Raw genomic sequence first — 23,296 nt, 5'->3', positions numbered from 1 at the left:
ATTTTATATCCTATGAACCAACAAACCATTACCGTTTCATTATTTATTAATAAAATATATTATTTAAAAAAGTCACTATACATTTATATTCTACAGTTGTTAAGATAATAGTGATGACAATTTAAAGGGGGAATTACCGAAATGAGAGCAGGTAGATTTACAGGTTACACGTTAGGCGGTTTCCAGAAGGATGTAACATCAGGGATGGTTGTTGGGATTGTTGCACTACCTTTAGCGATGGCATTTGCTATCGCATCAGGAGTAAGGCCCGAATACGGAATCTATTCTACGATCATTGCTGGTTTTTTGATTTCATTTTTTGGGGGATCTCGATATCAAATTGGCGGTCCTACTGGAGCCTTTGTCCCAATCCTCTTTGGTATCGTCATGCAATACGGTTATGAGAATTTGCTGATTGCTGGATTCCTAGCAGGCATCCTCTTAGTTATCATGGGTCTCCTTAAAATCGGTTCATTTATACACTATATTCCACGTCCTGTTACGATCGGCTTTACCGCAGGTATCGCGGTACTGATTTTTGTAGGACAAATCGCTCCGTTTCTCGGACTACACAACTTAAAACCTCAAGAAGAATTCATATTGAAGTTCAAGGAAATTATAGTCAACCTAGGCTCGATTAACTTCTACGCTCTCTTGACCTCAGCGATTTGTTTCGGAATGATATGTATTTCTCTTCGCTTTCTTCCTAAGATTCCATGGGCATTACTGGGGCTCGTCCTATCTACTCTTATACCCACACTTTTTTTCCCAACTGAAGTAGCTACTATTGGGTCCACTTTTGGCTCCATTCCAACTCACTTTCCACCTTTTCAATTTCCCGATCTATCTTGGTCCAAGATCGTCGAATTGCTCATTCCAGCATGTATTATCGCTATGCTTGGAGGAGTTGAATCGTTATTATCCGCATTAGTTGCCGATGGGATGACGAATCACAGGCATCATAGTAATCGAGAACTGATCGGGCAGGGCATTGCCAATATGGTTACTCCTTTATTCGGGGGGATTCCTGCTACTGGAGCCATTGCCCGTACGGCTACTAACATCAAAAGCGGAGCAGTTTCACCCTTATCCGGTATGATTCATAGTTTATTTGTACTCATTGTATTAATCTCTCTCTTCTCCTATGCCTCTCATATTCCCTTAGCTAGCATGGCGCCGATTCTGATGGTGGTAGCTTGGAATATGAGTGAACGTAAGGAGTTTCTTCATGTGTTAAGAAGCAAAACAGAAGACTCTTGGGTCCTACTATCTACTTTTCTCCTTACCGTAATCTTCGACTTAGTTGTCGGTGTTCTGACAGGTCTAGCTCTATCCTTCCTATTATTTACGATTCGAATGAGTAAAGAGTTCCGAGTTAGAAAGTTGCATCTAAAAAACCATCATGAGCAATGCCAACAAAACTTAGTTAGTTATTCAGGGCCTAACGTACAGGTTTGCCTTTTAAATGGTCCCATCTTTTTTGGAACAGCCAAGCAACTTCATCAACTACTCAAGGCGCAAGAAAACGGAATCTTAGTCCTTTGTATGGATAAAGTTCCCTATATGGATACAACGGGTGAACAAATATTCTCCCATCTGTTTAGTCATATTCATAAAAAAGGGAATAAGTTAATTATCACAGGCATCCAACAACAACCAAAAGAAGTAATCCAGAAAATTTGTCATTTGAACAAAATTGATGAGAACGAATTCTTTAGTACTGGAATGCAAAAAGAACTGGATGGTCATATTGATTTAAACCACCTATGGACATGTGCTCAAAAAAGCCACTAATCTCTCTTTCTGACAAATAATAAAAAATCACCACCCTTTCGAAGCTCACGATTGGGTGGTGATTCCATCTTAATACATGCTATGGAGATTATATACAGTGTGTTGATAGACTTCTCCTTCTGTTGAGAACGATCCAGAAAAGGCTCTGGTTTCAGGAAGGTAATTGCCTGTTTCTGCTGGATACGTTGATGTTTGCTTACATGAGAATCTAGCGCCTACTGGAAGTTGAAAAGAGATTTTCCCATCTTGATCTGTTTTCTTTTTTGCATATACTTTGTTGTCTTGATAGATAGTGAACTCTACACCTGGCAACGCTTTTCCTGGATAATATTTAAAACCACCCGGTTCTTCATCTGAATACTCCCATTCCATCGCTTTTAAGGTGATTTCTAGCGTTCCGGTTTCGTTACTCTTGTTATGATTTACTGACATGTGTTCACTTGCTGCTTGAACGCTGCTACTCATACTACCACTAAAAAGAAGTACCCCGACTAAAACACTTAGTGATAAAAGACGAACCACATAACGCATACCTGTTTCCACTTAAATCTCCCCTTTTTTTCAAATTACATATATTTTGTACACTATTTAAATTATATACTAGATTAATCTTAAATACACACCTATCCACCATAAAAATTGAAAATAACTCTCATCTAAAAAACAAAAAACCTCCTAGCCTATAAAGACAGGAGATTCTTCTCTTATTTTTGCTCTGTATTCGTTGTATTTGTTGAATTCGTTGTAGTTGGTTGTGTTTGTACTGGCGTTGGAGTCTGAGAGGACTGAGGCACCTCAGGTTTCTTTTCCTCTTCTAACATCCCACTCGTCGCCTTCTTAAACTCACGAATTCCCTTACCAATCGATTTTCCTAGCTCAGGAAGTTTCTTAGGTCCAAACAGCAGTAATGCCGCTACAAAAATGAAAACCCATTCAATACCAGAAATATTCATCCCAATTCCTCCTTTTTCGAGATTAGTCAACATTGAAACGAATGATAGACGAGGTTAATTTGCTTGCCTTCTCTTATTCATAAACCATTTAATACCAAAGTATAGACCAAGTAGAATCACAATTGCAATCATCGCCATCTGTATATAAGGGCCTGCTACTTCCTTGATCTTCTCTTGATTGTCTCCAATCTTGTAACCCAAGTAGAGGAAAAAAACCGACCACGGGATCGCCGCAAGCGTTGTCAAAATCGTAAATCGTTTCCAAGACATCTTCGCAATTCCCGCTGGGATCGAAATAGCATGACGAACAACAGGGATAAAGCGAGCCCCGAATATTACTCCCGATCCATACTTCTCAAACCAACGCTCTGCCAAGTCAAGATGAGAAGGCTTGATGAGCACATATTTCCCATATTTCTCAATCAACGGACGCCCACCATAATATCCAGCCCAGTATAAGAATAACTGCGCCAGCACACCACCGATCACACCAGCTATAAGCGCGCCGATTGGTTCAACCTTACCAATCGAAATCAGATAACCACCGTAGGCAAGAACAATTTCACTAGGGATTACTTCAACCATAAGTCCGAGTGCAATACCAAAGTAGCCTAATCCCGAAAGCCACTCTAAAAAGGAATGGATAATTTCTGTCATGTTTGCCCTACCTTCGTATACCAGTTTACCTCATCGTACCAATCTATTGTCTAGTAAGTCTAGTTCCATAGTCTGATTGTCACACAAATATGCGATTCATGTGAGAAAGTTTCTACTAAAATGGTCACAGTCCTCTTCTATAAAGTAGAGGTTGGTCCGAAAATCTAGACCAACCTCTTTTCACTTCCTCTCTATTCTTTAACCAGCTAATTTGTTTTCAAGCCTGCGACTTAATAGAGATAAACTATAGTTCACTATAAAGTAAATTACAGCTACTGTTAGTAGAATCGGGATCGTAGCATTTACATAGCTTGGGTTTGAATAAATAAGCTTCGCCTCATGTAGTAACTCCGGCAATGTGATCGCCGCCGCCAGGGATGTATCTTTAATCAAGGTAACAAATTGTCCCACTAGAGGCGGAATCATACGCTTGAGTGCCTGAGGTAAGATAATGTGGATAAGTGTTTGTACATAACTCATCCCTTGGGCACGAGCCGCTTCAATCTGCCCGATCGGAACAGAGTTTAACCCACTTCGTACGATCTCCGCGATGAGTGCGGATGTAAAGACTGTCATACCGAAAATGACAATCATGACAAGGGAGTCAAATTTATCCAACAACGTGTTAAAGGCAAAGAAGATAATAACGAGTAATGGGATGTTCCGTACGATTTCAATATACAAAGTAGCGAGTTGTGAAAGTACGGGTAGTTTGGAATAACGTAAAATCCCTAACATAATCCCGATGATAAAGCTTAAGATAATAGCTACAACGGCAACTTCGAGAGTTACCCACAATCCTTTCAACAAAATCTCCCAAGTATTCCCCTCGAGAAGTTTACTAAAATCCATATGGTTCCCCTCCTAACGTGTACCTTGTTTCGCCCAACGACGCTCCAACAGGTTTACCCCTTGTGATAACGGAATCGTAATAATAAGATAGAGTGCAGCTACAAATAGCTCTACAGAAAACGGATCGTATTCAGCAATAGCCTGCTCACCTACGTACAAAATATCTTGAGCCGCGATAACGGATAGAATGGATGAGTTCTTAACTAAATTGATAAATTGATTACACATAGGCGGGATAACCAATTTAAAGGCCTGAGGTAGTACAACATGAAACATCGTTTGCAAAAAGCTTAATCCAGATGCCCTCGCTGCCTCCGTTTGACCGTGCGGCACAGTTTGAATACCCGCGCGGATAATCTCGGCAATAAAAGCTGCTGTATAAATCGAAAGGGCCAAAGCACCGATCCAAAACTCAGTTAATTTATAACCAATGGAAGCAAGTCCGAAGTAGAAGAAGAAAACTTGTACCATCAAAGGTGTATTTCGGAAAAACTCTACATATGAGGTTCCGAAGGCCCGCAATGCTTTGTTACTGGATATTCGAAAAATCGCGATAATCGTCCCGATCATCAGACTCAATATAAGTGCTGCCATACTTACTCTTAAAGTTAGAAAAAAACCATCGATAAATTCAGTTCTATATTCTTGAATAAATCCAAAATCCCAATTCATATCGCCAAGCTCCTTTACTCATGAAAAAAGAAGGATGGTGCCAAATAGCTCATCCATCCCTCCCGTTTCCTAAAATGGTATGAAATTAGCCCTCAACACCTGGTTGCAGCTCGAGTACTGCATCTCGTGGCAGATCCTTTGGTGCATCCTGTCCAAACCACTTCTTATATAACTGATTATATGTTCCATCTTTTATGGCCTCATCTAAAAACTTATTCATCGCTTCCAATAAATCTTTATTCTTTTTATCAATTGCAACCCCGTAAGGTTCTTTACTAAAACGACTTCCGACTACCTCATAATTTGGATCTTGCTTTGCCATACCAGCTAAGATTCCATCGTCTGTGGTAACCGCATCGATGATTCCGCTACGAAGTGCCTGAAATGCTTCTGCATAGTTGCTGTACTCTTTTACAACCGCATCTTTATTAATCGCTTTCATGTTTTTACCACTTACCGCACCCTTAGCGGTACCTACTTGCTTTCCGTTTAAATCTTTTACATCCTTGATCGGGCTACCTTTTTTCACTAATAGTGCTTGACCTGCAAGGAAGTAGACGCGGGAAAAGTCCGCTGTCTCTTTTCTCTTAGGTGTAATCGTCATCGTAGCCGCGATTACATCAATCTCACCGGAAGTTAGCATCTTTTCACGTGTTTTAGAGGTAACCTCTTTCAGTTCAAGCATGTTTACATCACCGAAGGTACGTTTCGTAAACTCTTTCATCAAGTCTACTTCAAAGCCTTTCACAGTCTGATCGGCAGGATCTTTAAAACCAAATAAATTAGAATCGAATTTTACACCAGCAATAAATTTACCTCTTTTTTCGATCTTTTCTTTAAATCCAACACTCTGTGCATCTGTAGAAGCACTCTTATCACTACTACAAGCAGCTAACGAGATAGCGGTCACAATCGATAGGGCCGCAATCGCCCATTTTCTCAATTTCATTCCATTCGCCTCCAGTTTTAGTGTTTTAAAATACGGGACAAGAAGAGCTTGGTACGTTCATTTTTTGGATTGTTGAAAAATACATCTGGTTCAGCAACTTCGAGAATCTTTCCTTCGTCCATAAAAATGATTCGATCCGCCACTTCTCTCGCAAAACCCATCTCATGGGTTACAACGACCATCGTCATTCCTTCTTTAGCCAGAGCTCTCATGACATCTAGTACTTCACCAATCATCTCTGGATCTAAAGCAGAAGTAGGTTCATCAAACAGCATAATCTGCGGCTTCATCGCCAACCCTCTAGCGATCGCCACCCTCTGTTGTTGCCCGCCAGATAACTGATTCGGGTAGGAGTCAGCCTTTTCAGGGATGCCTACTTTTTCTAAATATTCGAAGGCCAACTTCTTCGCTTGCTCGCGTTCCAGTTTTCGAACCTTCGTTGGTGCTAATGTAATGTTTTCAAGGGCTGTCTTATGAGGATACAAATTAAAGTGCTGAAATACCATCCCGATCTCTTGGCGTAGTTGATTGATATTCGTCTTACGATCATTCACCTTGACACCATTTACGACGAGTTCACCTTTTGTAATCGTTTCCAATCGGTTGATGCATCTCAAGAGAGTGCTTTTTCCCGATCCGGAAGGGCCTAAGATGACAACCACTTCACCCTGCTTGATTTCTAAGTCTATCTCTTGGAGAACATGAAAATTTCCATACCACTTATTTACTTTTGAAAAACTAATTATCTTAACCACTCCCTAGCTATTCCAATCAACGAGTACTTACAACATTCCTATCATAAAACCTAAAATCGTTAGGCCAGCTCCTCATCGTATGTAATAGAAAGTGACACATAAATCTCAGTATTAATCAAACTTCAAATTTTCAACTAACATTTTATAGTAAATATATGATGAATGTCGTAACATGTCAAGGATTCTATTGCATAACAGAATAAATTACTCTATAACACAGAACAAAATCGAGTAGATAAACTGGGAAAGTATAGAAAAAACCTCTAGCAACAATCCATCACCAGAGGTCTAAACAGCCAATCATCTAAGACATTACAAAGCTTCCGAAACCATTTTCGCTTGCGTAAAGAGTAACAAGTAGTCACGTCCACCTGCTTTAGAGTCTGTACCAGACATGTTAAATCCGCCGAATGGATGAACCCCTACAAGAGCTCCTGTACACTTACGGTTAAAGTATAGATTCCCTACATGAAACTCTTCACGAGCTTTTTCTAAGTTCGCACGGCTTCTTGTAAGCACTGCACCCGTTAAACCGTAGTCTGTGTTGTTTGCAATCTCTAGCGCATGATCGAAATCATTTGCTTTATGGAACGCAACAACCGGTCCAAAGATTTCTTCTTGGGAAATACGAGCTTGTGGATCAACATCTGCAAATACAGTTGGCTCAATGTAGTATCCGTTACCCTCTGCTTTGCCTCCGCCTGCCATAAGGCGTCCTTCTTGTTTCCCAATCTCGATGTATTCCAAGATTTTATTGTACGCTTTATCGTCTACTACTGGACCTAGATCCACTCCTAGGTCAGTCGTGTTACCTACTTTTAGTTCCTTTGCTTTCGCTACAACGCCTTCCAACACTTGATCATATACGTCTTGATGGATAATCGCACGGGAGCATGCAGAACACTTCTGTCCAGCAAAGCTAAATGCTGCTTTCACAATGGAATCAACTGCGAGGTCTAGATCTGCATCGTTGTTTACGACGATCGCATCTTTACCACCCATCTCTGCTACCACACGTTTAATCCATTTTTGGCCTGGAACAGTTTTCGCCGCGAGTTCATTGATACGAAGACCTACTGCACGAGAACCAGTGAAGGAGATAAAACGAGTTTTTGGATGTGTCACCAAATACTCTCCTACTTCCGCACCAGGGCCTGGTAGATAACTAACAACACCTGACGGACAGCCAGCTTCTTCAAGGATTTCCATAAATTTAGCCGCAATCACGTTCGTTGGGCTGGCTGGTTTTAGAATAACAGTGTTACCTGATACGATCGCTGCTGTGGTCATTCCGACTGTAATCGCAAGTGGGAAGTTCCAAGGTGGGATCACAACACCAACACCAAGAGGGATATAAGTTAGCTCATTATCCTCACCTGGGATACGGGTTAACGGTTGGCTTTCGCTAATGCGGATCATTTCACGACCATAAAACTCCATGAAGTCGATTGCTTCTGCTGTATCCGCATCCGCCTCTGCCCAACTTTTTCCTGCTTCTAGCACCATCCATGCTGAAAACTCATGTTTTCTGCGACGCATGATTGCTGATGTTTTAAATAAAATGCGCGCACGTGCCGCTGGGCTATATTTTTTCCAAGTTTCGAAAGTGGAAAGGGCCACTTGCATTGCTTTTTCAGCCAGATCTACGTTCGCTTCATACGCAACTCCGACAACTTGATCTAGATTAGACGGGTTAAGCGATTTCATTGTACGATCTGTTTGAATACGCTCGTCCCCAATAATAATTTTATATTCCCTTCCAAGCTCACTTTGTACTTTATCAAGTGCTGCTTGAAATGCTGTGTAATTTTCTTCCTTCGAGAAGTCTGTGAAAGGTTCATTGCGGTATTCTTGTAACATGAATGGTTCCCCCTCAATAAATTCATATTTGCTCCTTTGTCATTGTAACGTAGGTAACAAAGGCATGCAATCGTTTCCATTGATAAGATTTACCAGTTGTTTTCTTAAGAAAAATGGAGCCTAGAAGCATTTCTTTCCTTTTGTCATTTCAAACATCATTGTATAATGATTATGTAAAGCACTAATTTTATCATTTTATCTATCATTTAAAAGATCATGACACTTGTGGTTGTTGTCGAAAGTGAGGAAATTGTTATGTCTATCAGTCGTAGCCTAGTGCTTACCTTAGCAGGTAATCGAGTTGTTACATCTTTTGTGTCCAAATTTGGTATGAAATTAGGAGCTTCCCGTTTCGTTGCTGGTGAATCGCTGGAAGAAGCGATCCGCTTTGTCTCAGAGATTAATAAGGAAGGCCTAATCGTTACTCTTGATCACCTCGGAGAAAGCGTTTACACCAAGGAAGAAGCGATCAAGGCTACTGATGAATCGGTTCGTATCTTTGAAGCGATTGAGAAAAACGGTGTCATCTCCAACGTATCCGTTAAACTCACCCAGCTAGGGCTAGATATCGATCCTGAATTCTGCTTTGAAAATATGGATCGGATTGCTGCTAAAGCAAAAGAGTGTAATAATTTTGTCCGCATTGATATGGAAGATACACCCCGACTAGAGGTTACCATCGATATTTTTAACCGTTTGCTTGCTAAGTACGGCAGGGAGCATATTGGATTAGTGATTCAATCTTATCTATATCGTGCTGTTGATGACGTCGCAAAATTAGGCGAAAATCAAGTAAATCTACGCATCGTAAAAGGGGCTTATAAAGAGCCTGCGGCAGTAGCATTTCCAGAGAAATCAGAAGTAGATGACAACTATGTTCGTCTCGTACAAAATCATCTTCTCAGCGGCTGTTACACGGCAATTGCCACACATGACGAGACAATCATTCATATACTAAAGAAATGGATCAAAGAAAACCACATTGACGACAATCTGTATGAATTTCAGATGCTATACGGAGTACGTAATGGGCTACAACGCGACTTAGTGAAAGAAGGTTACAAAGTACGCGTATACACCCCGTATGGAAAAGATTGGTATCCGTATTTCACTCGCAGAATTGCAGAACGGCCTGCAAATGCGCTATTTATCTTAAAGAACTTCTTCAAAAATTAGGTCAGATCCACCACTTTAAAGGAGAGATGGGAGCGAACCATAAGTGATTATCCAGTTTCTATATGAAGATGGTCGTAGCCAAGTTCATGATTTTCTTCAGTCGATTCGCTTTCAAGCAGAGGCTGATTCTGATTATGCTCATACATTTGAGGGCATGATGAAAGTAATTGCTCATCTCCACCAGATGAAATGGCTTCCTTATAATTTGAAGAATTATTGGATCTCGTTGAAAACAACGAATGGATATAAGAAATTTCATCCACTCCAGTCCATTCCTAGTCCATCTTATCATTTGAAACTATACGAAATTCGCTATAACCACATCTATTCCACAGACCCTCGCACCTTGCATTGGGGTGCGCGTATTTTTTTCTTTCGGGAGCGGGTTAATAAGCAACAAGTCCTCTTCCTGACACGTGCCCTGATGGTATATGATACACTTGACTTAGAACTAAATCGAAAATCCGAAGAACTGTATGAAGTCTGCCGTCAGCTCTCATTTGAAATCTATATCGATTTTCTCGAAAACCCAAGTAAATACTTATTAAGGGGGAACGACTCGTGAAAGATGGAAAAGGTAAAGAGCTTGATCTAACAGATCACTACGATGAAATACGAAACATTCTCCAACAGATTCCGAGAATCCGAGAAGCAACTGAATCCTATCGTTTCCAATCCGGATTAAAATTGCTGGCTTATCGCCAAGAGCAAGATCTCACTTATCTTCAACTAGCAGAAAAAGTAAATGATCAACTTAGCTCTGAGCTAAACGAAAATACGATTGCGATGATGGAGTTTGGGGATTCAGCTATAGAAGAGACAAAGTACCGAGAGGTTATGAAGGTACTCGGATTAAAAGCAGAGTTTGAGCGAACAGGCAAGGCCATTTAACCCCATAAATTAGACCGTGCAGAGCAGCTTCAAAACAGCTGCTTTTTTGTTTGGTCAAAAGAGAGATTATCATATATAATAGCGGACAAAGGATTTTGGCCATAAGGAGGGAACAGATGACTGACTTGCACTTGGAAATACTCTCTTTATTTGAAGAGAATGCACGACTTACCACCGAGCAAATCGCCCATCTTGTAAACGAGCCTCTAGAAAAGGTCCAAACCATCATTCGTCAGTTTGAAGATGAGCAAATCATTTTAAAGCATCGTACCATCATTGATTGGAAAAAAGCCGGTAGGCCCCGTGTAACTGCTCTCATTGATGTTAAAGTTACTCCACAACATGGATACGGCTTTGATGCTCTAGCGCAAAGGATTTATCATTATCCGGAAGTAAAAGATGTATACCTCATGTCTGGGGCATACGATCTATCCGTCTCATTGGAAGTTCCTACTATGGAAGCAGTAGGACAGTTTGTAACTGAAAAATTAGCCCCTCTTGAATTTGTGGTTAGTACAACCACCCATTTTGTGCTAAAGAAGTTTAAAGAGGATGGCATTCCCCTAGATAAACCAAATCAAGATCGTAGAATTTCCGTAATTCCCTAGACTAGACCTACGAAAAAAGGAGAATGGTGCCTTTACACAGCACCCACATCACAACTATGAATCTAGAAGACAAACTATCACCTATCGTACGAAAATTAAAACCGTCTGGAATTCGTCGTTTCTTTGATCTATTAAACAATGCACCTGATGCAATCAGCCTTGCTGTCGGGGAGCCAGATTTTGTCACCCCATGGCATATTCGAGAGGCCTCCGTCACTTCACTTGATCTAGGAATGACAACATATACTTCAAACCAAGGAACACCCGAATTACGAGAAGCGGTTAGCAAGTATCTGGAACATCGTTTTCAGCTTCATTATCAACCTTCTTCAGAAATTTTAATTACCTTTGGAGCAAGTGAAGCGATTGATCTAGCATTTCGGGCCTTGCTATCTCCAGGCGATGAAGTCCTCATCCCAGAGCCTTGCTACGTCTCCTATGCTCCTTGTGTAGAGTTAGCTGGCGGGGTTCCGGTATCGATTCCCACTCATGCCAGTTATGGGTTTAAACTACTGGCAGAAGACGTAGAAAAAGCCATTACATCGCGTACCAAACTCGTAATCCTCTGCTATCCTAACAACCCAACTGGCGCTATTATGACCGAAGAGGAATTGCAACCGATAGCAGACGTCATCAAACGCCATGATCTACTAGTCGTTTCAGACGAAATTTATGCCGAACTCACTTATCAAGGACAACACTTCTCCATCGGGGCACTTCCAGAAATGAAGAATCATACCATTTTGATCAGTGGATTCTCAAAAGCATTTGCAATGACTGGATGGCGCGTGGGTTATGTATGTGCTCCTCCTATTTTGCTTACAGGCATGCTTAAAATTCATCAATACGCGGCTTTGTGCGCCCCAATCACAAGCCAAGTAGCGGCACTCGAAGCCCTAAAAAATGGATTACAAGAATGCAGATCGATGGTATCTCAGTATGATCGTCGGCGCCGTTTTATGGTAAAGGCTCTAAACGACTTAGGCCTTACTTGTCACAATCCTCAAGGTTCATTTTATGTATTTCCGTCTATTGAATTTACAGGGATGGACGCTACCACCTTTGCAGAAGAACTACTCGAAGAGGAACGTGTAGCCGTTGTACCTGGAGATGCATTTGGCCCTAGTGGGGCAGGCCATATTCGTTGCTCGTATGCTAGTTCTATGGAGCAATTGGGCGAAGCGATGATTCGGATCGCCCGCTTCATAAAGAGGAAGCAAGCAGCAGCTCCTGTACTAACGACCAACCAAGTCGGATAGATTGAATTAACAATTTAAATAAATGGAGGGTGTGCTATGAAATTCTTACGGATGCGAGAACCTGTTAATACGTGGACTCATTTCGCTTCATTCCTTGCAGGGATTGTGGGTCTTGTATTTCTCATCGTATTAACCTATCAAAACCCAACCAAACTACTCACTATGATCATCTATGGAGTAAGTCTCATCGTCCTGTTTGGAGCTAGCTCCCTCTACCACTGGGTGCATGTAAAACCCAAAACCAAGCTCGCACTACGCAAATTCGATCATATCGCCATCTATTTTTTTATCGCTGGAACCTACACACCTGTTGTCTACGTAGGGCTTGAAGGTGCTTGGCGCATAACGATGCTCATCTGCGTATGGAGCTTAGCCATTGTAGGAATGGTGATGAAACTATGGTTTATGAACGTACCTCGTATCGTTTCCACTATTTTCTATGTAACGCTAGGATGGTTAGCCATCGTACCTTTCGGTCAATTTATCGAGCACCTTCCTATCAAAGCGATTATTCTGCTCATTGCAGGCGGTGTCGCTTATACCGTTGGGGCGGTCATCTACGCCACTAAGATCTTTGACTTCATCCCTAACAAATTTGGATTCCATGAAATCTTTCACATCTTTATCATGCTTGGCTCCCTCGCTCACTTCTTGATGATTTCGATGTATATCGTCCCCCTATAAAATCGGAATACGTTCATAAAAAATAGAAGTAGGTATTCGATAACTAGAATACTCACTTCTATTTTTTACTGATCAAGATTTCGGCTTACTCGGCCAGATAAAATTACTAACCGTAATAAGCAAATCAATTACTAAAACCGTGGACCAACCTCTCAAAATTGCATGAAACGCCTTCGTTTGAGATGGTTCATGTATCCAATACATGATTCCTACTAGTAACCCTACACCTATCAGATAGGCAAGTAGGTGCCTGATCCAGCCTTTCAGATAGTGCTTAGCATACTCAGCGCCGTATCTCTTTATAGGCTTTTCTCCTTGTTTCAGCACATAGTATTGAAAACGCTCATCCGCCCACTGAATCATACTCTTACCAAACGCGATCGAGATCCCAATGTAAACAGCCGCAATCCCATGAGCTACGGTCGCAGTTGCCCCATTATATAAATCAATCCCCGTAATGATGAGCAAAGCCAGATCAATGACGATCGTGAGGGATAGTAAGAATAAACCGAGTCGCTTCATCTTAAAAACATAACGGGTGACTAATCCGAGTACAATCACAACCCAAAACATTACTTCACATGCAACAATCATCCAAGCAATCAGGTTCAAAAGGAATTCCTCTCCTATTTGTCATATTGTTTGCTGATTATATCACACCTATCTAAAGTTCATTTTTCCGATTCCTCTATAACAAAAAATGAAAACCCTCTGCTTTCTGCAAAGAGTTTTCATCTTTGGGTATGAAATTAAACGGTGTATTTTTCAGCGTCGAGTACACGTTTCGCGATGCGGCGTTTAAGCGCTACTTCGTTTAGTGGTTGGACACGAGTAAACTTCTTCAACATAGAAAGAGTTGTACGGAGCATATCGCCTTCTTCCATCGCAGCCAACGTATGACGTGCACATGCATCTACTTTCTGGAATGATTCATAAACAAAACCGATAGTAAGATCGATCTTCGCTTGTTCTTTTTCTTCCCCATTTTTAGCAATCGCTTTTTGCGTACGGAGAAGGGCAGATTCCATCGCAAAGATTTCAATGGCGATATCAGCAAGGTCACGCAAGATTTCTTGTTCACGCTCCAACGCCTGTTCATATTTCTGAACCGCAAGACCTGCTACCATGAGAAAGATTTTCTTGGCATGGGAGACCAATTTTGCTTCTTCTTCCAGTACAGCGGCATCTTCATCTGGAAGAGATGGCATGTACTCAAGTAGCTCTTCTTGTAGAGCCATAGCTGCCTGTAAAAGTGGCAGTTCACCCTTCATTGCCATTTTAATAAGCGTACCTGGGATCAAGAGACGGTTGATTTCATTCGTACCTTCAAAGATCCGGTTAATGCGGGAATCACGGTAGAGGTTTTCGATTTCGTACTCACTCATGAAACCATAGCCACCATGAATTTGCACACCTTCATCTACAGCATAATCAAGCACTTCGGAGCCAAATACTTTTGCAGCAGAACACTCAATTGCCAAGCCACGTACTGCATCCGCTACTACTGCTCCTTCTGCTTCCTCTACGCCATCTAATCCAGCATCAAACATACCACCAATACGGTATACCAATGATTCATTAGCATATGCTTTGATCGCCATATTAGCTAATTTCTCTTGGATCAGGCCAAATTTTGCGATTGGCGTGTTAAATTGTTTCCGTTGGTTTGCATATTTCGCTGAGAGCTCAAGAGCACGCTTGGAAGACCCTACTGTACCTACAGCCAATTTGTAACGACCAATGTTCAAAATATTGAACGCGATGTGATGGCCTTTACCCACTTCGTAAAGAAGGTTTTCCACCGGCACTTTTGCATCTTCTAGAATTAGCGTACGAGTAGAAGATCCTTTGATCCCCATTTTCTTTTCTTCTGGTCCTGTCGATACACCTTCAAAACCTTTTTCTACGATGAAAGCAGAAAATTTATCACCGTCTACTTTTGCGTATACGACAAACACTTCGGCAAAACCGGAGTTGGTAATCCATTGCTTTTCGCCATTTAAGACATAATGAGTACCATCTGCGGACAGTACAGCCGTTGTTTTCGCACCCAAGGCATCTGAGCCTGAACTTGGTTCAGTGAGTGCATACGCGGCAAACTTACGACCTGTAGCTAGATCTGGTAGATATTTTTTCTTTTGGTCTTCGTTACCGAATAAAACAATTGGTAGGCAACCAATTCCTACATGTGCACCGTGTGAAAGAGCAAAAGAACGACCCAACGACATTTTCTCTGTGATCAAAGAAGAACTTACTTTATCCAAAGCACTTCCTTCGTACTTCTCAGGTACATCCGCTCCGAGAAGCCCTAGATCTCCTGCTTCTTTTAGCAAACGAACACTATGTTCAAATTCGTGATTCTCGATTTTTTCGAGTTCTGGCATTACTTTCTCTTTTACAAATTCCTCTGTCATGCTGCCAATCATAATCTGTTCTTCTGTGAAATCCTCAGGGGTGAAAACCTGTTCAGGCTTCACTTCATCAATTAAATAAGAACCGCCTTTTACTTTATAAGGGTTGCTTGCGATCATCACTAACACTCTCCCTTTTTATATGTTGGATACTTAAACTCGCTCAATCAGTCCTGCTGCTCCCATTCCGCCGCCGATACACATCGTGATCACGCCGTACCGCTTTTCTTGGCGAATGAGTTCATTGATCATAGATACAGTAAGTTTCGCCCCCGTACAGCCTAGTGGATGCCCTAGAGCGACAGCGCCTCCGTTTACATTTACCTTGGAAGGATCAATGCCAAGCTCACGAATAACCGCTACCGCTTGAGAAGCAAATGCCTCGTTTAGCTCAAATAAATCTACATCTTCTAGGCTAAGACTTAACTTACTAAGGAGTTTCGGAATCGCCTCTACTGGCCCGATCCCCATCACTTCAGGAGCCACTCCGCCAAGCATAAATCCACGGAATACAGCAAGTGGCTTCACACCAAGCTCTTCTGCCTTTTCACGGGACATAATCATGACAGCCGCCGCACCATCACTGGTTTGAGAAGAGTTTCCGGCAGTAACAGTTCCATTTAACTTGAAGGCAGGACGTAATTTTCCTAGCGTTTCCGCACTAGTACCTGGACGCACTCCCTCATCTGTATCAAAAACGATCTCTTTCTTTTGCAACTTACCTTTTTCATCTACAAAGTGCTCTACTACGGGAACGGGAACGATTTCGTCTTTAAACTTTCCAGATTGAATCGCTTCAAACGCTTTGCGATGAGACTCAACCGCAAATGCATCCTGGTCTTCACGGGTTACGTTATAGCGTTTAGAGACTTCTTCCGCTGTATGTCCCATTGACATATATACTTCGGGAGCGCTATCCATCAAAGTCGGGTTGGGAGATGGCTTATAACCACCCATTGGCACCATACTCATGCTCTCGACTCCACCTGCGATAATGATATCCGCAAATCCTGACATGATACGCTCTGCTGCCATTGAAATCGTTTGTAGACCAGAGGAACAATAACGGTTTACGGTCATACCCGGCACATCATGTGGAAGACCTGCACGAATTCCGATAATCCGTGCAATATTCATCCCTTGCTCACCTTCTGGAAAAGCACAGCCCATAATTAAATCTTCCACTTGTTTTGGGTCCACTTGTGGTACACGCTTCAATACATCGGAAACCACAGCAGCTCCCAAATCATCTGGACGCGTATTACGGAACGAACCTTTTTTCGCTTTGCCGACAGCAGTACGGCTAGCGGCTACAATTACTGCTTCACGCATGTGTTCTCCTCCTTAAACGCTTAGTTAGTTGCGTAATGGTTTCCCTTTTGTAAGCATATATTGCATACGTTGTTGCGTTTTCGGTTCACCAATTAAGCTTAAGAACGCTTCACGCTCAAGATCTAAGAGATATTGCTGGCTAACAAGTGTTCCTTCTGCAACAAGGCCACCCGCCAGTACATAAGCCAGTTTGCTCGCGATCTTATAATCATGCTCTGAAATATATCCGCCCCACATGAGGTCTTTTGCTCCCAATCGTAGCACGTTATAACCTGTTTCACCCACAACTGGAATCTTGCGCTCTTTTGGTGCTTTATAGCCTGCATTATATAGGCCGAATGCCACTTGTTTCGCATCATGGATGAGGAAATCGTTGTTAGCAGTAATCCCGTCCATTTCACGAATAAACTTATATTGACGTGCCTCTTCACCACTGGTAGAAACTTTCGCCTGCGCCACGGTCATAAACACATGATTCACAAGTGGTTGCAGGGAAACCTTATCTCCTGGATTTACACCTTCTGTCCAGCGGAGCAACATTTCCTTATTACCGCCACCACCTGGGATAAGTCCTACCCCTACTTCTACTAGACCCATATAGGTTTCTGCAGAAGCTTGAATGCGGTCGGCTGGTAAGGAAACTTCTACTCCACCGCCAAGTGTCATTCCAAATGGAGCCGCGACTACTGGGCGATCCAAGGTACGAAGGGCACCCATTGCTTTTTGGAATTGGCGAACCATCATATCCAACTCTGGCCAGTTATGATCTTGTGCTTCCATCAACATCAGCATCAAGTTCGCACCAACACAGAAGTTTTGCGCTTGGTTCCCAATAACAAGCCCTTTATAATTTGCAGCAACCTCTTTTACCGAGTGATTAATCATGTTTATGATATCAGCACCGATGGCTTGTTTCGGTGAATGGAACTCTAAAACAGCGATATCGTCCCCAATATCAATTAAGCTTGCACCTTTGTTTCCTTTGATCAACTTACCGTCTGCTTTCAACTTAGCCAAATTGATCTTCTTAGCATCTTCTTCAATCTCCGTAAATTTACCACCAATGCTAAACTGATAATCCGTGCTTGCTTCCTGTTTATAGAAAGTTTGATGACCTGCTCCAAGCATCTCTTCAATCCAAGCTGGGATTGTGTCACCTTCTGCTTTCATTTTCGCGATCGATTTCTCAACGCCAATCGCATCCCATAGCTCAAATGGGCCTAAATCCCAATTGAAGCCCCACTTCATCGCTTGGTCGATCGCTACGATATCATCAGCGATTTCACCTAGTTTATTAGCAGAGTAGATTAATACCTTCTTGGTAATCGTCCACGCTAATTCACTAGCAGTATCTTTTCCATACACAAGCGCCTGTAGGCCTTCTGCCTTACTTTTCGCACGCTTCGAAGCCTCCAGAGAGGTAGATTTAAACTTATTCTTTGGCTTATACTCAAATGTCTTTGTATCCAGAACGAGGATCTCTTTTCCTACTTTCTTATAGAAACCTTGCCCCGTTTTCGAACCTAGCCATTTGTTTTCTACCATTTTGACTAGCGTATCAGATACTGTAAATGCATCTTTATCCACAGCATCTGTGGCCATAGCATGAACATTGTTTGCTACATGAACAAATGTATCAAGCCCTACTAGATCAAGAGTCCGGAAAGTAGCACTCTTCGGCCTTCCCATCGCACGACCTGTGATCGCATCAACTACATCTGCATCTAGACCCATTTGCTCCATCGCTTGAAGCGTAATCTGCAAGCCATAGGTGCCAATGCGGTTCGCAATAAAATTTGGTGTGTCTTTCGCAATCACAACACCCTTACCTAGAACCTCTTCCGCAAACGCTTTCATTTCTTGGACCAAATTCATATCGGTATACTTCGTCGGGATAATCTCCAGGAGCTTCATGTAGCGTGGTGGGTTGAAGAAATGCGTACCCAATACATGCTTCTTAAACTCTTCGGAGCGTCCCTCCACCATTTCGTGAACGGAAATACCTGAAGTGTTCGAGCTTACAATCGTTCCCGGTTTCCATACACCTTCCATTTTCGCAAATAAATCTTGTTTAATTTTCAAGTTTTCTACTACGACTTCAATAACCCAATCCACTTCCGATAAGACATTAAAATCATCTTCTAGATTCCCTACTTGAATGAAATCAAGGACCTCTTTGGTATAGAGTGGAGAAGGCTTCTCTTTGGTTAAGCGATCTTTCCCTGTTTGTGCAAAACGGTTACGTACTACTTTGTGGTCTAAGGATAGACCTAACTTTTCTTCTTTGTCAGTTAATTGACTTGGCACGATATCTAGGAGATAGGTTTTGATGCCTACATTCGCTAAATGACCTGCGATCGATGCACCCATCACGCCTGAGCCTAGAACGGCAACTTTTTTTATGCGTAACAAAATAACTCCTCCTCTCGGGATGAAGAGACAATTGAATGTGAATGAACAATCATTCATTGTCAGGGTAGAAAAAAACACCTTCCTCAGTTAGGTGAACAAAAAACTTATTTCATATAGGGTTTCTATGCAAAAAATCACACAGAATTTTTCCCCGTTTGCAATTGCTTTCAATACTATTATTTATCTGTTTTCTTTCGTCGTCAAGAGGGAAAGTACGGATTCAGCACGATTTTTTCATATTTAAAAATAGATTTAATCCGATCAAAACCAGAATATTACAGGGTTTATCTCACCTCTCCAGCGATTACGATTCTCACATCTATCGTATAATAATGTATTATGCGAAGTGTAACAAAATGTTCTCCGCCTCCTGTTTCACTACGTTGATATAATAAGCCTCAGATATATCACTTGATTCACAACTTACTAAGAGGTGCTTTAGATGAAAAAAAACATAATATTAGCCACCTGCAGCGTACTTTTTATCGCTCTGATAGCAGTAGGCATACTAAAACCAGGAATAATCCGTTCTCTTTTTCCCGCTGAGCGGTCTATCCCTCCAACGGCTTCATTGCCTAAGGAAGATCGTTTTCATATACTACCATTAAAAAAGAAGCCTGATCCACAAAAGCCAGTTGTATTTTATTTCGTACCACATGCTGACGATGAAGTCCTCACCTTCGGAGTCCCCATGATTCAAGACTTAAAACAAAACAAAGAAGTGTATGTCGTTCTTATGTCCCACGGTGACATTACAGGTGCAAGAGCCAGAATCAACAAACGAATTAATCCTGGTTTAACTCCTAGACAGCTAGGACAAGCCCGAGTAAATGAGTTCATAGAAGCGACTAACCGTATGGGGATTGATAACAATCATCGATTGATTTATGACTTATTTGTGGAAGGCGGAGACAGAAAGAAAGATAATGAGCAAGTCAAAGCCGTGGTTGCTGCCTACGCAAAAGAATATCCGCAAGCCGAATTTAAAAGTATGAGTATATTTGATGTACACCCTGAACACGCTATCATTGGGAAAGCCATCCAAGAATTAAAAAACAGTAACCGCATAAAAAGCTCCCAATCATTTGCTTCCATTAATATCATGCGCACATGTAAGAAATCGCCTCGTTGTTCTGGCAGACAACAGAAGATTGGAATGCCTACTGTTGAACGAAAAATTCAACTAACAGAACCACGGGATAAGCATATTTTATCGAATGCTGCAGATGCCTATCGAGTATGGGCCCCTAAAAAAGGGTGGTATTCGATTGGTGAAATTAGTGTACCAGGGCAATTTAGAGAACTGAAAAAAGATCCCACTACCATCATCGTAAAAGAATAACAGGAAATGTTGACTGATTGTCTACCCATCAGTTGACATTTCCTGTTATTTTATTTGATTTTTCAAAAATCTATCCTGGTTTTTTTGACATGATTTGCATCCATTGGTAGGTAGCATATACCAATCCTTGTTTGTTACGATACGCTTGATTATATAGTTTCATCATCCGAATTAATACTTTCCTAGCCTCAAATATACTTTGGCCGTTTGATCGGTAGTTCGCTCCTGTTGCCTTGATAGACTGTAAAAACTCCCGGCAATCTGTGTACACTTGTCGTAACCAGTGATCCTCGATCTCCGTTCCTTGAAACCCCGATTCCTCTAGTCGTATCGCCCAATCCTCCATCGAGGTTAGCGGAACCAGATGTTCTTGAGGCTGAATTCCCAACGTCTGCTCCACATATTGAAAACTGGATCGCAATTCTAAAAAAGTATCCGGTCCGAGCGCTGTAGATAGATAGCTGCCACCAGGTTTTAGCAACCTCATAATCCCATCTAAAAAACGACCAGGTCGTTGCAACCAATGGACTGCTGCATTGGAAACGATTAAATCATAAGACTCTGGAGCAAATCCACTTAGCTCTTCTGCATCAGCGAGAACAAATTCTACATTCTTCTCTTCGATTTGTTCTCGTGCTCTTTGAATCATATTTTCAGCTAAGTCGATGGCTATAATCCGTGCATTTGGATATGTTTCCGCCAGTAATTGTGTAAAATAGCCTGTTCCACACCCGATTTCTAGAATTTGTTGCACATGATCATACTTTTGACGAAGGGTTTGGATCAAATGATGAGCCATTTTCTGTTGGACTTGTGAATATTCATCATAGGTGTAAGCTGCTTTATTAAAATTCTTCTCTAAAATGTGTTTATGTATAATCATTTTAACGCAACCTCCTATATAGTCGGTTGCCATTCCCTCCCTTAAAAAAAGTTTGTATCCCAAGGGGAAACTAGTCGAATTTTGTCGTTTTATATCAATAAAAGCAATCTGCTTCCTTTTGAATTTTTATTTATATATAAGTTATTCTATCCGTCGCAATATTTCCTTCTTTGTTCACTATTTGTTCACTTTTTTGTCACAATATAAGCAAGTGAGGTGGATTAGAAAAAACCATCCTCTTCCGTAGAAGGTGATGGCTTACTTATCATGATTACTTACGAAGTTGTGGATAGATCATACTAAATTTATTTTGTAGGTATTCAACATATGGATCAATCGAAAGAGCTTGTCCTGTTACCCGTTTAACCAATTCATCGGTTGTATACTTTCTACCGTGGGTATAAATATTGGTTTGTAGGAACGTGTGAAGTTGCGCGAAGTCCCCTTGCTTCATTAATTCACGAACATTTGGAATCGCCTTCTCAGCCGCAGCAAAAAATTGGCTACTTAAAATATTTCCTAAAGTGTACCCTTGGAACAGACCTCCAATATGGTCGAAATACCAATGGATATCTTGCAACACTCCATTTGCATTCGTAGGAGATGAGATTCCCAAATCAGATTGATAACGCGCACGCCATGCCTCCGGAAGATCTTTTACTTTTAAGTTTCCTTCGAGCATCTGTATCTCTAAATCAAAACGAATGATCACATGTAGGTTATATGTAACTTCATCTGCATCCGTACGGATTAGCGACCTAGACACCTTGTTCGTCTCACGATAAAACTCATCTAGCGAAACATCTTTTAGTTGCTCAGGGAATGTAGCCTGTAACTCTGGATAAAAGAACGTCCAGAATTCATAACTACGACCCACTATATTCTCCCATAATCGCGATTGACTCTCATGTACACCAGAAGAGGTTCCATGATGCAACGGGGTGCCTTCATATGCCTCATTGATTCCAAACTCATATAATGCATGTCCAGTTTCATGGATGCTACTAAAGAGAGCCTCCCCTAGATATCCTTCATTTACCCGAGTCGTAATTCGAATATCATTATGGGCAAACTTGGTCATAAATGGATGTGGGGCGTAATCCTGTCGACCACGTTCCCAATCAAAACCTAAGCGGGTGATTACTTTTTTTCCAAATTCAATTTGCTTATCTGCTGGGTAATGTTTCTTGGTCGTGAATGGACCTGTATGCTCATTCGACGTGATTCCTTCCACCATAGGGACCAATGCATCACGCAACTGACTAAACAAAGGACGAACGGTGCCAACTGTCATACCGTAATCGTTTCGTGCAATCAGCGGATCGGCTACATGCTCATACTCGAAAAAGTCCGCATAACGACGACTTAACTCCAATGTTTTTTCCAAATGAGGTTGTACAATCGAAAAGTCATCTTGTTTACGTGCCTTCACCCATGCGCCATAGGTTTTAGCTGTATGCGCAACAAACTCAGCAACAAACTCAGGGGAAACTTTCGTCTCTGTATCATAGTCTTGTTGTGCCACACGTATCAGTGCAGCTTCGTCTGAGTCATAAGGTAGACTCTGGGCCTGAGCAGATAATTCCTCTAACAGACGACCTAATTCCGGATCTGTCTGCCTTTGGTGATTCAATCCCGCCAATACCGATAGTTGATTCCCGCGAGATTCCGCCCCTAAATTAGGCATAAACGTACCTTGGTCCCACTCTAGAATCGCTCTTGCCGAGTGCAAATGGTATATCTCTTGTAATCTAGCTCGTAAAGCTTTTAATTTTTCATCCATTCACAAAATACCTCCTATTCAAA

At 41.6% G+C, this 23,296-nt stretch carries 22 protein-coding genes; 8 read left to right on the top strand and 14 right to left on the bottom strand.

The features are described from left to right. Positions 1-141 precede the first annotated feature (141 nt). Positions 142-1,794: a SulP family inorganic anion transporter gene (locus BLU58_RS02415; protein WP_093290642.1), complete on the top strand. Its 1,653-nt coding sequence runs from the start codon at positions 142-144 to the stop codon at positions 1,792-1,794. A 69-nt stretch (positions 1,795-1,863) separates the two neighbouring features. Here the strand turns inward: BLU58_RS02415 and BLU58_RS16740 are convergent, their stop codons facing one another. The 8 genes from BLU58_RS16740 to pruA form a co-directional block, all read right to left on the bottom strand. Beyond that, entirely contained in the window at positions 1,864-2,337 is a 474-nt protein-coding gene (locus BLU58_RS16740; protein WP_093290641.1) for a prealbumin-like fold domain-containing protein, read from the bottom strand. 161 nt (positions 2,338-2,498) lie between these two features. Then, positions 2,499-2,747 (bottom strand): twin-arginine translocase TatA/TatE family subunit, encoded by a 249-nt coding sequence (locus tag BLU58_RS02405; protein ID WP_093290640.1) that lies wholly within the window; start codon positions 2,745-2,747, stop codon positions 2,499-2,501. 54 nt (positions 2,748-2,801) lie between these two features. Next, on the bottom strand, positions 2,802-3,404 hold the full coding sequence (locus tag BLU58_RS02400) for an undecaprenyl phosphate transporter UptA (protein ID WP_093290639.1): 603 nt from the start codon (positions 3,402-3,404) through the stop codon (positions 2,802-2,804). Between the two features lie 198 nt (positions 3,405-3,602). Then, complete coding sequence (locus tag BLU58_RS02395) at positions 3,603-4,256, bottom strand: amino acid ABC transporter permease (RefSeq protein WP_093290638.1); 654 nt, start codon at positions 4,254-4,256, stop codon at positions 3,603-3,605. A 12-nt stretch (positions 4,257-4,268) separates the two neighbouring features. After that, positions 4,269-4,928, bottom strand: a complete 660-nt coding sequence (locus BLU58_RS02390) for an amino acid ABC transporter permease (RefSeq protein WP_093290637.1) — start codon at positions 4,926-4,928, stop codon at positions 4,269-4,271. Between the two features lie 85 nt (positions 4,929-5,013). After that, positions 5,014-5,877, bottom strand: a complete 864-nt coding sequence (locus BLU58_RS02385; RefSeq protein WP_093290636.1) for a glutamate ABC transporter substrate-binding protein — start codon at positions 5,875-5,877, stop codon at positions 5,014-5,016. Between the two features lie 17 nt (positions 5,878-5,894). Then, entirely contained in the window at positions 5,895-6,623 is a 729-nt protein-coding gene (locus tag BLU58_RS02380; protein WP_093290719.1) for an amino acid ABC transporter ATP-binding protein, read from the bottom strand. A 321-nt stretch (positions 6,624-6,944) separates the two neighbouring features. Then, a complete protein-coding gene (gene pruA, locus BLU58_RS02375; protein WP_093290635.1) occupies positions 6,945-8,492 on the bottom strand; it encodes an L-glutamate gamma-semialdehyde dehydrogenase in 1,548 nt (515 codons plus the stop codon). Positions 8,493-8,747: 255 nt separating this feature from the next. Between pruA and BLU58_RS02370 the strand changes: the two genes are divergently transcribed. The 6 genes from BLU58_RS02370 (at position 8,748) to BLU58_RS02345 (ending at position 13,110) form a co-directional block, all read left to right on the top strand. Further along, a complete protein-coding gene (locus BLU58_RS02370; RefSeq protein WP_176786451.1) occupies positions 8,748-9,668 on the top strand; it encodes a proline dehydrogenase family protein in 921 nt (306 codons plus the stop codon). A gap of 43 nt (positions 9,669-9,711) precedes the next feature. Next, positions 9,712-10,233 (top strand): hypothetical protein, encoded by a 522-nt coding sequence (locus BLU58_RS02365; RefSeq protein ID WP_093290634.1) that lies wholly within the window; start codon positions 9,712-9,714, stop codon positions 10,231-10,233. Then, positions 10,230-10,559, top strand: coding sequence for a hypothetical protein (locus BLU58_RS02360; RefSeq protein ID WP_093290633.1), 330 nt, complete (start codon positions 10,230-10,232; stop codon positions 10,557-10,559). The genes BLU58_RS02365 and BLU58_RS02360 overlap by 4 nt, the downstream gene beginning before the upstream one ends. 116 nt (positions 10,560-10,675) lie before the next feature. Beyond that, positions 10,676-11,167 carry an Lrp/AsnC family transcriptional regulator gene (locus BLU58_RS02355; RefSeq protein WP_093290632.1) on the top strand — a complete coding sequence of 164 codons (492 nt, stop codon included), beginning with the start codon at positions 10,676-10,678 and terminating at the stop codon, positions 11,165-11,167. Positions 11,168-11,190: 23 nt separating this feature from the next. Next, positions 11,191-12,426 (top strand): aminotransferase class I/II-fold pyridoxal phosphate-dependent enzyme, encoded by a 1,236-nt coding sequence (locus BLU58_RS02350; protein WP_093290631.1) that lies wholly within the window; start codon positions 11,191-11,193, stop codon positions 12,424-12,426. A 36-nt stretch (positions 12,427-12,462) separates the two neighbouring features. Further along, positions 12,463-13,110, top strand: coding sequence for a PAQR family membrane homeostasis protein TrhA (locus BLU58_RS02345; RefSeq protein WP_255404561.1), 648 nt, complete (start codon positions 12,463-12,465; stop codon positions 13,108-13,110). Positions 13,111-13,182: 72 nt separating this feature from the next. On the opposite strand, the gene BLU58_RS02340 is transcribed toward BLU58_RS02345, so the two are convergent. From BLU58_RS02340 to BLU58_RS02325, 4 genes are all read right to left on the bottom strand, one after another. Beyond that, entirely contained in the window at positions 13,183-13,722 is a 540-nt protein-coding gene (locus BLU58_RS02340; RefSeq protein ID WP_093290630.1) for a hypothetical protein, read from the bottom strand. A 137-nt stretch (positions 13,723-13,859) separates the two neighbouring features. Then, the gene (locus BLU58_RS02335) at positions 13,860-15,641 is read right to left on the bottom strand and encodes an acyl-CoA dehydrogenase family protein (protein ID WP_093290629.1); all 1,782 of its coding nucleotides are present in this window, start codon (positions 15,639-15,641) and stop codon (positions 13,860-13,862) included. A 33-nt stretch (positions 15,642-15,674) separates the two neighbouring features. After that, complete coding sequence (locus BLU58_RS02330; protein ID WP_093290628.1) at positions 15,675-16,853, bottom strand: acetyl-CoA C-acetyltransferase; 1,179 nt, start codon at positions 16,851-16,853, stop codon at positions 15,675-15,677. 24 nt (positions 16,854-16,877) lie between these two features. Then, a complete protein-coding gene (locus BLU58_RS02325; protein ID WP_143123667.1) occupies positions 16,878-19,265 on the bottom strand; it encodes a 3-hydroxyacyl-CoA dehydrogenase/enoyl-CoA hydratase family protein in 2,388 nt (795 codons plus the stop codon). 442 nt (positions 19,266-19,707) lie between these two features. On the opposite strand from BLU58_RS02325, the gene BLU58_RS02320 reads away from it, so the two are divergent. Further along, complete coding sequence (locus BLU58_RS02320; RefSeq protein ID WP_093290626.1) at positions 19,708-20,607, top strand: PIG-L deacetylase family protein; 900 nt, start codon at positions 19,708-19,710, stop codon at positions 20,605-20,607. A gap of 70 nt (positions 20,608-20,677) precedes the next feature. On the opposite strand, the gene bioC is transcribed toward BLU58_RS02320, so the two are convergent. Both bioC and BLU58_RS02310 read right to left on the bottom strand, forming a co-directional pair. Next, positions 20,678-21,490: a malonyl-ACP O-methyltransferase BioC gene (gene bioC, locus BLU58_RS02315; RefSeq protein ID WP_176786450.1), complete on the bottom strand. Its 813-nt coding sequence runs from the start codon at positions 21,488-21,490 to the stop codon at positions 20,678-20,680. Between the two features lie 271 nt (positions 21,491-21,761). After that, on the bottom strand, positions 21,762-23,273 hold the full coding sequence (locus tag BLU58_RS02310) for a carboxypeptidase M32 (protein ID WP_093290624.1): 1,512 nt from the start codon (positions 23,271-23,273) through the stop codon (positions 21,762-21,764). Between the last annotated feature and the right edge of the window lie 23 nt (positions 23,274-23,296).

The sequence above is a fragment of the Thermoactinomyces sp. DSM 45892 genome, assembly GCF_900107305.1.
In the GTDB taxonomy this organism is placed as follows: domain Bacteria; phylum Bacillota; class Bacilli; order Thermoactinomycetales; family Thermoactinomycetaceae; genus Baia.
Note: the sequence above shows the minus strand (reverse complement) of the source record. Positions and strands in the feature narration are given on the sequence as shown.

Bases quoted from the DNA above. Each gene is read 5' to 3' on its own strand.
- BLU58_RS02320 (WP_093290626.1), top strand. From the start codon at position 19,708: ATGAAAAAAAACATAATATTAGCCACCTGCAGCGTACTTTTTATCGCT.
- bioC (WP_176786450.1), bottom strand. From the start codon at position 21,490: ATGATTATACATAAACACATTTTAGAGAAGAATTTTAATAAAGCAGCT.
- BLU58_RS02385 (WP_093290636.1), bottom strand. From the start codon at position 5,877: ATGAAATTGAGAAAATGGGCGATTGCGGCCCTATCGATTGTGACCGCT.
- BLU58_RS02390 (WP_093290637.1), bottom strand. From the start codon at position 4,928: ATGAATTGGGATTTTGGATTTATTCAAGAATATAGAACTGAATTTATC.
- BLU58_RS02335 (WP_093290629.1), bottom strand. From the start codon at position 15,641: ATGATCGCAAGCAACCCTTATAAAGTAAAAGGCGGTTCTTATTTAATT.
- BLU58_RS02330 (WP_093290628.1), bottom strand. From the start codon at position 16,853: ATGCGTGAAGCAGTAATTGTAGCCGCTAGCCGTACTGCTGTCGGCAAA.
- BLU58_RS02400 (WP_093290639.1), bottom strand. From the start codon at position 3,404: ATGACAGAAATTATCCATTCCTTTTTAGAGTGGCTTTCGGGATTAGGC.
- pruA (WP_093290635.1), bottom strand. From the start codon at position 8,492: ATGTTACAAGAATACCGCAATGAACCTTTCACAGACTTCTCGAAGGAA.
- BLU58_RS02370 (WP_176786451.1), top strand. From the start codon at position 8,748: ATGTCTATCAGTCGTAGCCTAGTGCTTACCTTAGCAGGTAATCGAGTT.
- BLU58_RS02415 (WP_093290642.1), top strand. From the start codon at position 142: ATGAGAGCAGGTAGATTTACAGGTTACACGTTAGGCGGTTTCCAGAAG.
- BLU58_RS02355 (WP_093290632.1), top strand. From the start codon at position 10,676: ATGACTGACTTGCACTTGGAAATACTCTCTTTATTTGAAGAGAATGCA.
- BLU58_RS02395 (WP_093290638.1), bottom strand. From the start codon at position 4,256: ATGGATTTTAGTAAACTTCTCGAGGGGAATACTTGGGAGATTTTGTTG.
- BLU58_RS02310 (WP_093290624.1), bottom strand. From the start codon at position 23,273: ATGGATGAAAAATTAAAAGCTTTACGAGCTAGATTACAAGAGATATAC.
- BLU58_RS02405 (WP_093290640.1), bottom strand. From the start codon at position 2,747: ATGAATATTTCTGGTATTGAATGGGTTTTCATTTTTGTAGCGGCATTA.
- BLU58_RS02345 (WP_255404561.1), top strand. From the start codon at position 12,463: ATGAAATTCTTACGGATGCGAGAACCTGTTAATACGTGGACTCATTTC.
- BLU58_RS02350 (WP_093290631.1), top strand. From the start codon at position 11,191: ATGGTGCCTTTACACAGCACCCACATCACAACTATGAATCTAGAAGAC.